14 protein-coding genes are annotated in these 14,625 nt (G+C 42.4%); 9 read left to right on the plus strand and 5 right to left on the minus strand.

Features of this window, described 5'->3' with window-relative positions; translation table 11 throughout:
* Positions 1-2: 2 nt before the first annotated feature.
* Together RMY63_RS26710 and RMY63_RS26715 are read right to left on the minus strand one after the other, a co-directional pair.
* The gene (locus tag RMY63_RS26710; RefSeq protein WP_289799395.1) at positions 3-494 is read right to left on the minus strand and encodes a Dps family protein; all 492 of its coding nucleotides are present in this window, start codon (positions 492-494) and stop codon (positions 3-5) included.
* A gap of 146 nt (positions 495-640) precedes the next feature.
* The gene (locus RMY63_RS26715) at positions 641-904 is read right to left on the minus strand and encodes a ParB N-terminal domain-containing protein (protein WP_194043156.1); all 264 of its coding nucleotides are present in this window, start codon (positions 902-904) and stop codon (positions 641-643) included.
* A gap of 115 nt (positions 905-1,019) precedes the next feature.
* Between RMY63_RS26715 and RMY63_RS26720 the strand changes: the two genes are divergently transcribed.
* The gene (locus tag RMY63_RS26720; RefSeq protein WP_322731592.1) at positions 1,020-2,717 is read left to right on the plus strand and encodes a SpoIID/LytB domain-containing protein; all 1,698 of its coding nucleotides are present in this window, start codon (positions 1,020-1,022) and stop codon (positions 2,715-2,717) included.
* 238 nt (positions 2,718-2,955) lie between these two features.
* Here the strand turns inward: RMY63_RS26720 and RMY63_RS26725 are convergent, their stop codons facing one another.
* Positions 2,956-3,255 carry a ferredoxin gene (locus RMY63_RS26725; RefSeq protein ID WP_322731593.1) on the minus strand — a complete coding sequence of 100 codons (300 nt, stop codon included), beginning with the start codon at positions 3,253-3,255 and terminating at the stop codon, positions 2,956-2,958.
* 647 nt (positions 3,256-3,902) lie between these two features.
* On the opposite strand from RMY63_RS26725, the gene RMY63_RS26730 reads away from it, so the two are divergent.
* From RMY63_RS26730 to RMY63_RS26760, 7 genes are all read left to right on the plus strand, one after another.
* A complete protein-coding gene (locus RMY63_RS26730; protein WP_322731594.1) occupies positions 3,903-4,922 on the plus strand; it encodes a Gfo/Idh/MocA family oxidoreductase in 1,020 nt (339 codons plus the stop codon).
* Complete coding sequence (gene map / locus RMY63_RS26735; RefSeq protein WP_322731595.1) at positions 4,922-5,698, plus strand: type I methionyl aminopeptidase; 777 nt, start codon at positions 4,922-4,924, stop codon at positions 5,696-5,698. The genes RMY63_RS26730 and map overlap by 1 nt, the downstream gene beginning before the upstream one ends.
* 33 nt (positions 5,699-5,731) lie before the next feature.
* The gene (locus tag RMY63_RS26740) at positions 5,732-6,361 is read left to right on the plus strand and encodes a restriction endonuclease subunit R (RefSeq protein ID WP_322731596.1); all 630 of its coding nucleotides are present in this window, start codon (positions 5,732-5,734) and stop codon (positions 6,359-6,361) included.
* Positions 6,362-6,431: 70 nt separating this feature from the next.
* Positions 6,432-7,046 (plus strand): Uma2 family endonuclease, encoded by a 615-nt coding sequence (locus RMY63_RS26745; RefSeq protein ID WP_322731597.1) that lies wholly within the window; start codon positions 6,432-6,434, stop codon positions 7,044-7,046.
* Positions 7,047-7,449: 403 nt separating this feature from the next.
* Complete coding sequence (locus RMY63_RS26750; protein WP_322731598.1) at positions 7,450-8,121, plus strand: M10 family metallopeptidase C-terminal domain-containing protein; 672 nt, start codon at positions 7,450-7,452, stop codon at positions 8,119-8,121.
* A gap of 497 nt (positions 8,122-8,618) precedes the next feature.
* Positions 8,619-9,233: a Uma2 family endonuclease gene (locus RMY63_RS26755; RefSeq protein ID WP_322731599.1), complete on the plus strand. Its 615-nt coding sequence runs from the start codon at positions 8,619-8,621 to the stop codon at positions 9,231-9,233.
* Positions 9,234-9,513: 280 nt separating this feature from the next.
* Complete coding sequence (locus RMY63_RS26760; RefSeq protein WP_322731600.1) at positions 9,514-10,128, plus strand: Uma2 family endonuclease; 615 nt, start codon at positions 9,514-9,516, stop codon at positions 10,126-10,128.
* Positions 10,129-10,285: 157 nt separating this feature from the next.
* Here RMY63_RS26760 and RMY63_RS26765 read toward each other — a convergent pair whose 3' ends face one another.
* A complete protein-coding gene (locus tag RMY63_RS26765) occupies positions 10,286-11,638 on the minus strand; it encodes a pentapeptide repeat-containing protein (RefSeq protein WP_322731601.1) in 1,353 nt (450 codons plus the stop codon).
* Between the two features lie 30 nt (positions 11,639-11,668).
* On the opposite strand from RMY63_RS26765, the gene RMY63_RS26770 reads away from it, so the two are divergent.
* A complete protein-coding gene (locus tag RMY63_RS26770; RefSeq protein WP_322731602.1) occupies positions 11,669-13,180 on the plus strand; it encodes an FAD-binding oxidoreductase in 1,512 nt (503 codons plus the stop codon).
* Between the two features lie 171 nt (positions 13,181-13,351).
* Here the strand turns inward: RMY63_RS26770 and chlP are convergent, their stop codons facing one another.
* Positions 13,352-14,572: a geranylgeranyl reductase gene (gene chlP / locus RMY63_RS26775; RefSeq protein WP_322731603.1), complete on the minus strand. Its 1,221-nt coding sequence runs from the start codon at positions 14,570-14,572 to the stop codon at positions 13,352-13,354.
* Between the last annotated feature and the right edge of the window lie 53 nt (positions 14,573-14,625).

Genomic DNA, 14,625 nt, shown 5'->3' on the forward strand with positions numbered 1-14,625 from the left:
TCCTATTCTTCCAGTAAACTTCTCAACATCCAAGCTGTCTTTTCGTGTACTTGCATCCGTTGAGTCAATAAATCGGCGGTAGGTTCGTCGTTAACTTCCTCTATCACGGGGAAAATAGATCGTGCAGTTCTGACTACAGCTTCTTGTCCTTCCACAAGTTCGCGAATCATCTCCACAGCTTTAGGAACTCCGGGAGTTTCTGGAATCGAACTCAGTTTTGCATATTCGCTGTAGGTTCCTGGTGCGGGATAGCCAAGTGCTCTAATTCTCTCGGCTATTAGATCAACTGCTAAGGCTAATTCTGTATACTGGGTCTCAAACATCAAATGCAATGTTTGAAACATCGGCCCCGTTACATTCCAATGGAAGTTATGAGTTTTCAGATACAGTGTATAAGTGTCAGCCAACAGGTGAGATAAACCATCGGCAATTTTAGCCCTACTCGCCTCGTCAATGCCGATATTTACATTTTTGACTGTTACTTTCGATGACATAATTTTCTCCTAATTAGGTTATATGTAATGAGGGATTGGGCATGCGGCATTGGGAAAGAGGAGGCAGGAGGCAGAAGTTCTTTAATTTTAAATTTTGAATTTTGAATTTTGAATTGATTTCTCCCTCATCTCCCCATTCCCATTCTCTATGCCAAGTGCATCTTCAAAACGCTACGGGGTGCTTTACGGACTCTTGCTAAAACGGTTTCTTTGCCTAAACGCTGGCAAGCTTCATACCGATGGCAACCAGAAAAGCCATAATATTGTCCATCTACTTCTAGGACATCAATAGGTTCTTGCTGCCCAATCTCCGCAATCGATTCCATTAAGGCTTGTACTTTATTTGGATCGTTTGTACGGGGCAATGGCCGTTTTATCTGATTTAATGGAATTTCTTGGACTCTAACCATAAAGAGTTTATCCAACTAGTTCTGTTTTTTGTCTCTATATAAATCATAGTCATTATGACTTCGTTTTGCAACTAGTATTTAGAGCAAAATTGGTAATGGTATCATTGGAGCATTCATGCGACAAAAAAACCGCGCTACAAAGCAATTGGAAAATCAGCTCCAACGACGCATTAAGGGGCAGAAGACGCTTGAGTACTCGCTATCGCTTCCCTATCAGGTAGCCATGAAATTTTCGTTTTGGCGTTTTCCCCATACTGTGCTGACAATATTTTGTCTATTGGGACTGACTGCGGCATCAGGGCCTGAGAGCAACATCCAGGATATAGAACTGAAAATTGGGATTGTGCAGCGATTTGGCGCCGAAGCCACAGCCAAGCTGCAACTGGAACCCATAAAAGGCGATCGCTTAAAGCTAAAATTTCAAGCGGGCAATAAGCAGCAAATCCTGTTTACTAAGAATCCTGTAAAGCTGGAAACAGTCATGCAAGCTTTACCCCAGTCAGCAGTCGAAGAAGTAGTAGTTTTGGGCACATACCGCACTTTTGAAACTGCGGAAGACAGTGCTAAAAAATGGCGTTCTCAAGGAATGGAAGTGGAAATAGCCCAGCCAGAACGCTGGCAGGTTTGGGCAAAACGAGATGTTTACAGCACTCCTTTGCTGCGACGCTTGTTATTACAAAACATCCAAGCTTCTACTAAAGATAAAGTATATCTTGATACTAAAGTTTTGAAGCAAGTGCCGCGAGTAAGTTGGGTGGTGAATGGTAATCGCTATAGCCCGAATGACTTGGAAATTAGCACTGATAAAAACTTGATTCGGGTAAATAAAAGCGAAAAACCAGAGTTTGGTCGTCTTTATGCCGGTCGAATGAATTTGCAGCCAAATGCTTACGGCACATACACTCTAGTTAATCAAGTACCTTTAGAAACTTATTTGCGTGGGGTTGTGCCTTACGAAATAGGAACAGATGCACCAAAAGCAGCGCTCGAAGCCCAGGCAATTCTCGCTCGGACTTATGCCTTGAGAAATTTACGTAGGTTTGCCGCAGATAACTATCAGTTGTGTGCGGATACTCATTGCCAAGTTTATTATGGGCTGAAGGGAGCAGCTGCCAAAACAGACCGAGCGATCGCCTCAACTAGGGGTAAAGTACTAACTTATAAAAATGAACTCGTAGACGCCCTGTATTCTTCTACCACTGGTGGCGTCACCGCTTCCTTTAGCGATGTCTGGAATGGCGATGATCGTCCCTATCTGCGCCCTGTACTGGATGCTCCGACTAATTTTTGGGACTTGTCTAAGCAGAGTTTAGCAGATGAAAAAAATTTCCAAAAATTTATTAATACGCAACAAGGATTTAATGAAAGCAAGTGGGATATGTTTCGTTGGCATAAGGAAACCCCTTTAAAGGATATTATCAAGGACTTGCAGAAATTTTTACAGGTGAAAAACAGTCCCCATGCCAAATTTAAAACAATTCAGGCTATGGCAGTAGTGGAGCGAAGCCAGAGTGGACGTATCCTTGAACTTGCAGTTAAAACCGATCGCAGCACCTTTATTCTGCACAAAGACGAAGTGCGCAGTGCTTTTGCAGCCCCGACAAGTACGCTTTTTTACATAGAACCGTTGAACAAAGGCAAACCGGAACTCTGGGGATACGCTTTTATTGGTGGTGGATTAGGACATGGAGTCGGCTTGAGTCAAACTGGCGCTCAAAATTTAGCAAAACTAGGTTGGTCAAGTCCAAAAATTCTCCAATTTTACTATCCTGGTACTCAGATTCAAATTCTCAAAAAAGAGACTAAGCTTTAAGCTAATTGGCATTGAAGTTGCAGCATAATCTAGAAGTCGGGAGTTAAGAAGAGGCAAAAAAATTAAGCAGGAACACAACATTTACTGTGTTCCTGCTCAACATAAAATTAGACTTTTTTTCAAAGTCGCTTTCAGAGGTAGGCACGGCATTGCAAGGGTATAAGTTTTAGATGCCCTACTTCTATTTTGTCAACATTAGTAACTCTTGCAAGAGGTTTATGGTTGAGTAGCTTAACTCTTAGTAAAGGTCTTCTTCTTTGTGAGTTTCGATTGTTATGTCAGAGGTTGGGTAAGCGACACAAGTCAGTACATATCCTTTTTCTATTTGTTCATCATCTAAGAATGACTGGTCACTCTGATCGACAGTACCCTTGATGATTTTACCTGCACAGGTCGAGCAAGCACCAGCGCGGCAAGAATAAGGCAAGTCAAGACCAGCTTCTTCAGCAGCATCTAGAATATAGACATCATCATCAACGTCAATTGTTTGGTTCAGTCCTTCAGCCTCGTTGATTAGTGTCACTTTATAAGTTGACATTGAGTAATCCTCTCTTTTGCAAACGGCAGTATAAGTTATCTTAAGGCAAAGGTCACGGCTATTCTGTGGGATTAGCCGCTGGTTTAAATTTGCTTCAATTCTGATACTACGAGAAAAATTAAACGATGTACCTGGAAATTGAACCCGATTAGTAATGAAATTTAGTTACTTAATCCCGATAAGTTTTATTTATGTTATTTTCGACCTTACTCAGGTTGTAATTAAAAAAAATTATATTTTGACAAGTAAGCATGAGTAAGTTTAATGTTACCTATATTTTATAGGACTTACGTAGAAGAGGTTCTCCAATTCCTTTAAAAAGCAGTAGGACTGTTTCATTTTCTAATCTGATTAAACGTGCCCGTTATAAATGAAAGAAACATAACAGTACAGATATAATTTTTCTTTTGCTTGCCAATTTTTTTGTTCATTATCTTGACAAATTTCTTACATTATGAGTTAAAAGGGAACTTTCTTTTAAAGTCTTCCTTTTTGAGTACACGTAATTCTATCTAGCTTCAAATAAAGTCTGATTTGTCCTTGAGGGGGTAGGACGAATGTTGTAGAGTCTAGACTGGTGAACCCCATGAAGAGAGAATCTCACCGCTAGAAGCGTAGGAAGATCAAAAATAGAACTAATGAGGATCATGTATAATTCAGAAGCAGCTTTGGAAAAAGCAAGAGTGCGTGTAGGTTTGGTAGGTACTGGGTATGCGGCAAAGTTTCGGGCTGAGGCATTGCTCCATGATGAGCGATCGCAGTTAATCGCAGCTGTTGGTCATACAAGAGAAACAACAGAAACTTTTGCCAAAGAATACAAGATTGAAGCGTCGAGTTCTTGGCAAGAGCTAGTAGAGCGTGAAGATATAGACCTAGTGGTGATTTCCACTATCAATCGAGATCATGGTGCGATCGCTCGTGCAGCCCTTACCAACAGCAAACATGTGATTGTAGAATATCCTCTTTCGTTGGATGTAGTCGAAGCAGAAGAACTGATTGCCTTAGCCAAAGCACAAAAAAAACTCTTGCACGTGGAACATCTAGAACTTTTGGGTGGTTTGCATCAAGCCTTGAAGCAAAACTTAGCCAAAGTTGGTGAAGTGTTTTATGTTCGCTACAGCACCATCAATCCCCAGAATCCTGCACCTCGTAAATGGACTTATAACCACGAGTTGTTCGGCTTTCCCTTAATTGGTGCCCTGTCTCGCCTACATCGTCTTACCGATTTATTTGGTAAAGTATTTACTGTTAACTGTCATCAGCGATATTGGGAAATAGAACCGGAATACTACCAAACCTGTTTCTGTACTAGTCAACTCTGCTTTGAAAGTGGACTTTTAGCCCAAGTAGTATACGGCAAAGGCGAAAGCATTTGGCAATCAGAACGCAAGTTTGAAGTTCACGGTGAAAAAGGTGGTTTAATTTTTGATCGCGACACCGGAATATTCGTCCAGCCAGGGGAAACAACATCTTCTATAGAGGTTGGCCCTCGCCGGGGTTTGTTCGCCAAAGACACGAGTATGGTGTTAGACCATCTTTTTGATGGCACTCCTTTGTACGTTACCCCAGAGGAGAGCTTATATACCCTAAAAGTAGCTGATGCGGCACAAAGGGCCGCACAGACTGGGTTAACTATGTTTATGAAAGATACTTTAGATAAAAGTTAATGAAAACCGAACTAATTGTTATTTTATCTCAGAGAGAATTAGAGAAAATGCGTCAAGCTGGGCGTTTAGCAGCTAAACTTCTCCAGCATCTCGAACCCTTTGTGAAGCCAGGAGTTAGCACTCTCGAACTAAATGATGAAGCAGAACGTTGGACGCAAGCGCATGGAGCAAAAAGCGCACCCCTTGGTTATAAAGGCTATCCTAAATCAATTTGCACCAGTGTAAATGAGGTAATTTGTCACGGCATTCCTAATGCCAAACAAATTCTCAAGGATGGTGACATTATTAATATTGATGTAACGCCAATTGTTGAAGGTTATCACGGCGATACATCGAAGACATTTTTTGTTGGTACACCTTCTCCAAAAACGAGAAAGCTGGTAGAGGTGACAGAAGAGTGTTTGCGTTTGGGTATTGCTGAAGTTAAACCTGGGGCACGCATTGGCGATATTGGTGCAGCCATTCAAGAGTATGCTGAAGCACAAGGCTTTTCTGTGGTGCGAGATTTTGTTGGACACGGCATCAGTAATATTTTCCATACTGCGCCGGATGTGCCCCACTATGGTACACGCGGTAAGGGCAAGCGCCTCAGACCAGGGATGGTTTTTACCATTGAGCCAATGATAAACGAAGGTACTTACGAAGTCGAGGTTCTGGGCGATAAATGGACTGCTGTCACGCGCGATCGCAAGCTTTCTGCTCAATGTGAGCATACCTTAGCTGTAACTGAAGATGGCGTTGAAATCCTTACCCTACCAGAAGGCGAGAATTACTAAACTAGTAGATTTTTCTACTCCTTGATTAACATAATGGTTGAAACTCTTGCTGCGGAAAACCTCACACTTGAGCAACTAATATTGCTTTATGGATTAGAGTTAGTTGATTCGGAAGAATTCTTTCGAGAGTGGCAAGATGACCTACCAGAACTGACAAACTTAGAAAAGCAGCTATTGCATCAAATAAAGGCAGGTTACATAAATTTACGAAACTATCCGCCTTTATTAGAAAATACAGTTAATACGATTGTTTTATCGCCACTGCTATTCATTGGCAAGTTTTATTTACCTCCTTTTCACCTCAAATTAGAGAAATCTATCGAGATTGAAACACAAGATAACCAAACTATCATCAAAGGACGAATTGACTTCTTACTTCTCAATCAAAAATTCTGGGTAACAGTTATTGAGTCAAAACAGGTTGCTTATTCGGTAGAAGCAGGACTTGACCAAATTTTGGCATATATGCTGGCTGCTCCCCAGTCACAAGATGTAGTATTTGGGATGATTACTTCTGGTGGTAGTTTTATGTTCATTAAACTGCTTAAAGGTCATCCTCCTCGCTATGCCACTTCGGATATTTTTGATGTCCGTAATCGTGGTAATGAGTTATATAATGTACTGCGGATTTTGAAGCGTATTAGTCAATTGACTTTTGCCTGATCAAAGGTAATTAAAATAATTAAGAGCAGCAATACTTGCTCTAGTTCTGAACCTGGAAGGATAAATATCTATGGTTTCAGCCACTATTAATACAGGCAATCTTAGCTCTGAGGCATTCGTTGCTGGCTATGTGGATGATGTACGCTACGAATTAATTGACGGAGAACTAATCGACTTGAAACCCACTGGACTTGATGAACAGGTAGCTGGGTTAATTAATCGTAAGCTCAATGTAGCAATTGAGCTGCTCAACTTGCCTTGGTTTATTCCCATGAAATGCCTGATTAAACCATTAGGTCAAAATTCAGCCTTTAGACCTGATGTTGTGATTCTTGATCAGACAGCTTTGGCAAATGAGCCATTATGGAAAACTGAGCCAGTGATTACATTAGGCAAGTCTATTAAATTGGTTGTGGAGGTTGTCAGTACTAATTGGCAGAATGACTATGCCCGGAAAGTGGAAGACTACGAAGCTTTAGGCATTGAGGAGTATTGGATCGCAGATTATCTAGGGTTAGGAGGTAAACGCTACATTGGCTTATCCAAACAACCTGTAATCACAATTTATCAGTTAGTTGATGGAACTTATCAAGGACAGCAGTTTAGGGGAACAGAACGCCTCATTTCCCAAACATTTCCAGACCTGAATTTGACCGCAGAACAGATATTTGTTGCAGGTTGCTAGAGTTAGGATTGGGGAACAGGTGGCGTTCTCTGGGGAGAAGTATGTGAACTACTTAATAATTCGTTAGTGGGGGTTATGTGGGAAAAGTGCAAAAACTATATAACATGACTCTTGGCACTGTTTTGATGTCAACATCAATAAATCCAGTGCTTCTCAAATCTTCAGAGTTAATAGCAAATACCTGTTCAAATCAGGTGTGGTTCTATTATCTCTTCCCACTCATTATTTCTCCAACTTATTTTCTCGGCGTTGCTGAATGAAAGTGTGAAACTCCATGTTTTAAACTGTTTCCTTTGCGCCTTTGGAGGAAACTAAATTCATACTTTTAATCAGTAACGCCGTTTGATGATGGGGAAGTGATGAGGTAATTTTTTTACCCTCTAAATTCAGGAGAAACTCATTAATGGCAGTTTATAATCATGACGGTACAAATGGATCTGACAGTCTGATTGACTACAATCACTCTAGCTTGGCTCAGTTCCCCTATGTTGAATTTAATACGGTTACCATCAACGGATTTGGCGGTGACGACATTCTGGCCGGGTTTGATCTTTTTAGCAGCTATTTCATCTATGGGGGTGCAGGCAACGATTTCCTCTCTGGCGGTTTTGACGATGATATCCTCGTAGGGGATGATCTGCTTGATGGCGTTGCTGGCAATGATACTCTCATTGGGGGTGAGGGCAACGATGCCCTCTTTGGCATTGGTGGCAATGATTTACTCGATGGGGGTAGTGGCACTGATAAGCTCATAGGAGGCGATGGCAACGATGTTTTCCAGTTCGACTCAGTTTCAGATAGTCAACCTGGTTTGTCACGGGATATTATCAAAGACTTTGTTGGAAACGGTATCTTTGCAGGAGATCGAATCGATCTATCTCGTATAGACGCTAACACCACCATAAAAGGCGACCAAGCCTTCACTTACATTGGAACTCGCGCATTCACCGCAGCAGGTCAGATCCGTTATTCTGGAGGTATTCTCCAAGGTAACACTGATAGTAATCTAGCGGCTAATTTCGAGATTCAGCTTGAAGGATCACCACTACTAGTGGCAAGCGATATTATCGTTTAATAGACTTCTTGCAAAAGTCCTTAATACCCCACCCACAACCCCTCCCCTTGGTACTACGGTGTATACAGAAGTCGAATTACCCCCCTTAATCCCCCCGATGCATTGGGGGGAAACCGGAAAATCTAGTTCCCTCCCCTTTCCAAGGTTGGGTTAAGCGGAGCGAAACCCAACGTTTCCGCGCTTGTTGGGTTTCGTTCCTCAACCCAACCTACAAAAAATTAAATTTCGACCCTTTTTTAGGGTGACGTGTACTAAGTTCCTATATTGAATTCGGGCAGTCGTTTATTGAATTCGGACAGTCGTTGATTGAATTCGGGCAGTCGTTGATTGAATTCGGGCAGTCGTTGATTGAATTCGGACAGTCGTTGATTGAATTCGGACAGTCGTTGATTGAATTTAGGCAACCCCCAAGAATTTACATAAAGCCATTTAATATATTTGTAATCCTAATCAATATTTATTGCATGATAAAGTAAAACATATATAGAGGTAAGATTATGACCCAAGCGTTGCCAAAATTACTAACCTTCAATGAATTTATCGAATGGTATCCCAACGATGGAAAACGCTATGAATTGCACAAAGGAGTAATTATTGAAATGTCGCCTCCAACCGGAGAACATGAGAAAGTTATTGCGTTTTTGTCGCGGAAATTAACCGTGGAGTTTGATCGTCTTAATTTACCCTACGGAATTCCCAAAACTGCATTAGTCAAAACTCCTTCTGCTGAATCGGCTTATTCGCCCGATGTGTTGCTGCTAAATCTTGATAATCTCGACAATGAACCGCTTTTTCAAAAACAGTCAACAGTAAGCCAAGCAGCATCGGTTCCAATAGTCATCGAAGTTGTTTCAACCAACTGGCGAGATGATTACTACAATAAATTTGCAGATTATGAAGAAATGGGCATTCCCGAATATTGGATTGCTGATTATGCTGCATTGGGTGCAAAAAAGTTCATCGGCAATCCTAAACAACCCACTATTTTTGTATGCGAATTAGTTGATGATGAATATCAAATGACACCTTTTCAGGGTAACACCGCGATTTTATCACCTACTTTTCCCCAATTAAATTTAACTGCACAACAAATTTTTAATGCGGCTAACTAATTTTTTATCTAGTCTTATAACTATCTTCCCAACTTATTAGGAATACCTTCACAACTACCAGGAATAGTAGCTCTAGCTTTTTCGCCACCCCAAGCGCAACAGTAGCAGTCATGGGACAACACATAGATATCTAATTTTTCACAAATCAAATAGGATTGCTATAGTAGTTTGGCAAGTCAACAATGCTTGGTAAATCAACTATTCAATTTCTCTTCTATCGCTCTTTCTTCGTGTACACATTTATTGCATGATAAAATCAAACATATATGGAGGTAAGATTATGACCCAAGCGTTGCCAAAATTACTAACCTTCAATGAATTTATCGAATGGTATCCCAACGATGGAAAACGCTATGAGTTGCACAAAGGAATAATTATTGAAATGCCGCCTCCGACCGGAACACATGAAAAAGTTGTGGGATTTATAGCCCATAAGCTAACTGTCGAGTTTGATCGTATGAATCTTCCCTACACTATACCCAAAACTGCATTGATCCAAACTCCTTCTGCCGAATCCGCTTATTCGCCTGATGTGTTACTGCTAAATCTTGATAATCTTGACAATGAACCGCTTTTTCAAAAACAGTCAATAGTGAGTCAAGCAGCATCAGTTCCAATAGTTATTGAAGTAGTTTCAAGCAACTGGCGAGATGATTACTACAATAAATTTGCAGATTATGAAGAAATGGGCATTCCCGAATATTGGATTGCTGATTATGCTGCATTGGGTGCAAAAAAGTTCATCGGCAATCCTAAACAACCCACTATTTTTGTATGCGAATTAGTTGATGATGAATATCAAATGACACCTTTTCAGGGTAACACCGCGATTTTATCACCTACTTTTCCCCAATTAAATTTAACTGCACAACAAATTTTTAATGCGGCTAACTAATTTTTTAGAAAACAGAATTCAGGAGTCAGGAGTCAGAATTCAGCATGAATTATGACCGAAAAAGCGGATGAATATTGGTTTAAAACCAAGCCGAATCATGGGCTTATAGTTAGAATATTCTGAATTCTGAATTCTGTATTCTGACTCCTTTTTATAACTATCTTCCCAACTTATTAGGAATACCTTCACAACCACCAGGGATAGTAGCTCTAGTTTTTTCGCCACCCCAAGTGCAACAGTAGTTACGTGTAGACTCAGACATCCGTTGCACATTCGTGAAATCGGCATTTTCCACCACAGCGCCGGTTTGTTCGCCAGTTTCATAATCTGGTGGTTGAGTGCGACTGCGGGGTGAGGCTTTATCTACTACACCATAGAATAGACGAATTCCGTTGATGTCAGCACCATTGAGATTAGCACCATATAAAATTGTGCGGGAGAGGTTGGCTTTTACTAAATCACAACCGCTCAAATTGGCGCGGACAAGATTAGCTTCGCTGAGGTCAGTCCAACGTAAATCAGTACCAGAAAGGTCGGCTGCGGCTAGCATTACGCCTAAATCGATGACGCGCACACCTTCGAGGCGGTCTTCTGCATATCCACCAGTACCATCGAGAATAGCTCGACCTAATAAGCGATCGCGTTTTAGGGGTGACAACAACTTGGAACGTGACAAAAAACGGAGAATTTTCGCTTTCCCACTACCATCGACACTACTTAAAATTGCCGCAGTGCGTCCTTCAGCGATCGCTCTTTCTTGGGGCCAATCTTCTAATAATCCTTCTTCATCTAATACCAAGTCGGAAACACCTTGGAAATAGGAATCAATTGTTTGCTGCTGGGTGATAATATTTTGCTGAACTGTTAGCAGGTTTTGCTGAATTGTCAAGTCTTTAGAAATGACATATTGTCGCCATGCCACGTAAACAGCGATGATCGCAATGAGAATTTGCCCCAAAGCGCCAAACCATTCTGCTAGAGTTCCGGCAATATCCCAGTTAATTTGGCGTCCCCAAACAAGCAAGCGATCGCCTACACCTGTGAATCTGATCAAGCCGATGATGGCTACTAGTAGTCCCAAAAAGGCCACAAACAGCGTGCGTTCTTGGGGTGAAAACCACTCATCTAAAACTACTTGCAACCAAGGCAATAATATCGCTAGGGATAACAGCAAAGCCATCAGTGTTCCGACAATGCCGACGATCCAGTTATTAAGGATAACTCCAATGAAGGTGATGGCGATCGCTATTAAAGTAATCAGCAATGCCCTGGGCTTAACTGTGAATTGATTGGTAGTGGGTTGCTTGAAGTCAGAACGGGCAAGTTTTAGAGCAGTTGTATGTTGCGGAGATTGCAAAGATGCGATCGCCGCTAGTGCTTGTTGTGTCGCTAGCGTTTCTGAGCTTAGGTTCTTTTCAGTTGCACTATCGTCAAAGTCATCCTGTTGCAAGTCGTTTTCGGGGACTGGTTCTGGGGTTGGTAGATTAGAGGAATCGGATTCAATCGTCATGTTTTCTATTTTGCCCCTTCAATCCTGATTATGCAGCGTTCCTACCGCAGTAAATTGTTAAAAAACAGGCTGAAGATTATCCTGCTTGTGCTTGTGGCAATTACCACTATTGCCCTGACAGTCATCGCCAGACCTGTTGCTCACCTCACTTTAACAGCCTGGAGCGATCGCGACGATCGTCAACCCCTGCCTCCTGGTACAGTTGATGATGCCAGTCACCTGAATCAGACACAGGTAACAATTAAGCAGGTTAAGAGTCAGCCTGGAGTTACTGAGGTGATACTACAGTCTGTACTTAGAGATGCCTTACGTCAAGGTAAGAAGGTAGCGATCGCAGGTTCACGCCATACTATGGGTGGTCACACTCTGTATGCTAAGGGCATTTCGCTCTTGATGCTCCACTTCAACCGGATGCAATTCAACTCAGCAACTAAAATTCTGACGGTGCAATCAGGAGCTAAGTGGTCTGATATTATTCCCTACCTAAATGAACGTGGCTATTCTGTCGCCGTCATGCAGTCCAATAACGATTTTTCTGTCGGCGGCACGATGAGTGCCAATGCTCATGGCTGGCAACATAATAGTCCCCCCTTCGCTAGTACGGTCGAAGGTTTCCGGTTAATGCTGGCAAGTGGCAAGGTTGTAAACTGTTCCAGACAGGAAAACCCAGAGTTATTTTCTCTCGTTTTAGGCGGCTACGGGCTATTCGGGATCATTCTTGACGTGGACTTGAGAGTAGTACCCAATGAGACGTATGTAGCTGAACGGCTGGTGATTAAGAGCGAGAACTATGTTGATACCTATCGGCAACAGGTAGATGGTGCAGCCAATATTGGTATGGCATACGGTAGACTTTCTGTTGCACCGGAAAGCTTTTTACAAGAAGCTATTCTCACCACCTACCACCAAATTCCTCAAGCAACTCCCGCTATTGTCTCTTTAGAAAAACAGCCAGATTCTGGATTACCTCGAACGGTTTTCCGTGGCAGCATCGGCAGTGACTATGGCAAAACTTTGCGCTGGCAACTAGAAAAAATCGTTGGGGGAGAAGCCAGAAACCGGGTTTTGAGAAACCAGATTCTCAACCGTCCCTCCACCTTATTTGAGAATCGTCACCAGGCAGAGACTGACATTCTCCATGAGTACTTTATTCCCCCTAAATCTCTGGAAGCTTTTTTAGAGAATTGTCGCACCATTATTCCCCAGTCCGAAGGGGATTTGCTCAATGTCACGGTGCGAAATGTTCATCAAGATAACGACAGTTTTCTCAGATATGCCGATGGGGAAGTTTTTGGATTGGTGATGCTGTTTCATCAGCAACGCACCCAAGAGGGGGAGGCAAAGATGCAGGTAATGACCCAGAAATTGATTGAGGCAGCCCTAGCAGTGGGTGGTAGGTATTATCTCCCCTATCGTCTTCATGCCACACCGGAACAATTTCGTCGAGCTTATCCACAATCTGCTAAATTTTTCGCCCTCAAGCGCAAGTATGACCCCAATGGTATTTTTCAGAATTATTTTTACTTAAAATACGGCAGGTGAACTACTCAGACTTGCCTACGGCTGAAGTGCTTAATTCTTTCTGTCCAAAGTATTGATATATCTATGTTGTGGAGTAGGGTATCTTGCCCCCCTGATTAATAAGCGTGCAAGATGTCCACTCCACAAAATTGGGTAATTTATTTGTTGGAATTCCCAGTCCTTTGCACGCAATTAAGGTGCAAGGGCATTACCCCGAATGAGGCTACCAATGGTTTTGGCAGTAATTTTTAATTGGGTGATGGGATTAGCTGGGACAACCGTCTTATACAGATAGCTATCGAATGTTAGCCGTTGTACATCGAGGTCATCGCACATTTCCACAAATGCCTCGCGGGTAGCGTCGGAACGATAGAACACGGTTTGTAGAATGTCCAGCACCTTGTAAGTGAGTCCGTATCTTTTATCCCAACGCTTCAGGTAAACCTTGAGGTCGCCTTCTGTAGGAATACGGCTACCACTGTTAGATGCTTCCACAATAGTTTCGGCACACATCCGCCCAGATTTAGCGGCAAAATAAATACCTTCACCAGAGGACTTGGTAACATAACCAGCAGCATCTCCCACCAAAGCGATGCGACCAACGACACGACGGGGACGGGGATGTTCAGGGATGGGGTGGGCTTCGACTTTGATGATTTTACCGCCTGCCAGTTTCTCGGAAGCACGGGCGCGGATACCAGCTTGTAATTGTTTGATGCTGGCTTTATTGATTTGCATTGTGCCAGTACCGACAGCTACGTGGTCATATTTGGGGAAAACCCAAGCGTAGAAATCGGTAGAAACGTCATCACCGACATACATTTCGGCGAGGTCGTTATAGTAGGCCATTTTGTCTTCGGGTAAGCGAATTCGCTCTTGGAAAGCGATCGCATAATTGTAATCCCCAGCGTCCATTTCTTTAGCAACGCGGGAATTAGCCCCATCTGCCCCAATAATTAAATCCACTTTCAGAGTTTTGGCAATACCCTGTGATATACCATCTGTGTGGTCAATGTAATGAATGGTATAGGGATCAGTATTGTTTCCTGGTATATCGAGTTTATGAACAGTGGCATTAATTAAATTTGCGCCGACTTTTGCCGCGCGATCGCGCAAAAAGCCATCTAGCACTTCCCGGCGGCACATTCCTATATATTCATCTTCATTTACCAGATTGATATCAACCTCGCGATTGGAAGGCGAAATCATTTTCATCTTCCGTACCCGGCGATCGATAATCTCTGGTGGTAAGTCAAATTCACTTACCATACATAGGGGAATTGCACCCCCACAAGGCTTTGCATTGTCTAGCTTCCGCTCAAACAGGTAGGTTTCAATCCCAGCTTTTGCCAATGTTTCAGCGGCAGATGAACCAGCAGGGCCTGACCCAATAACAGCAACCCGTAGTGTCAAAGGTCTTTCTCCCAATCTTCACATTTACCGAGAGCATACTACCACGGACTTTT

The sequence above is a fragment of the Nostoc sp. ChiQUE01b genome (genome assembly GCF_034531255.1).
GTDB lineage: Bacteria > Cyanobacteriota > Cyanobacteriia > Cyanobacteriales > Nostocaceae > Nostoc.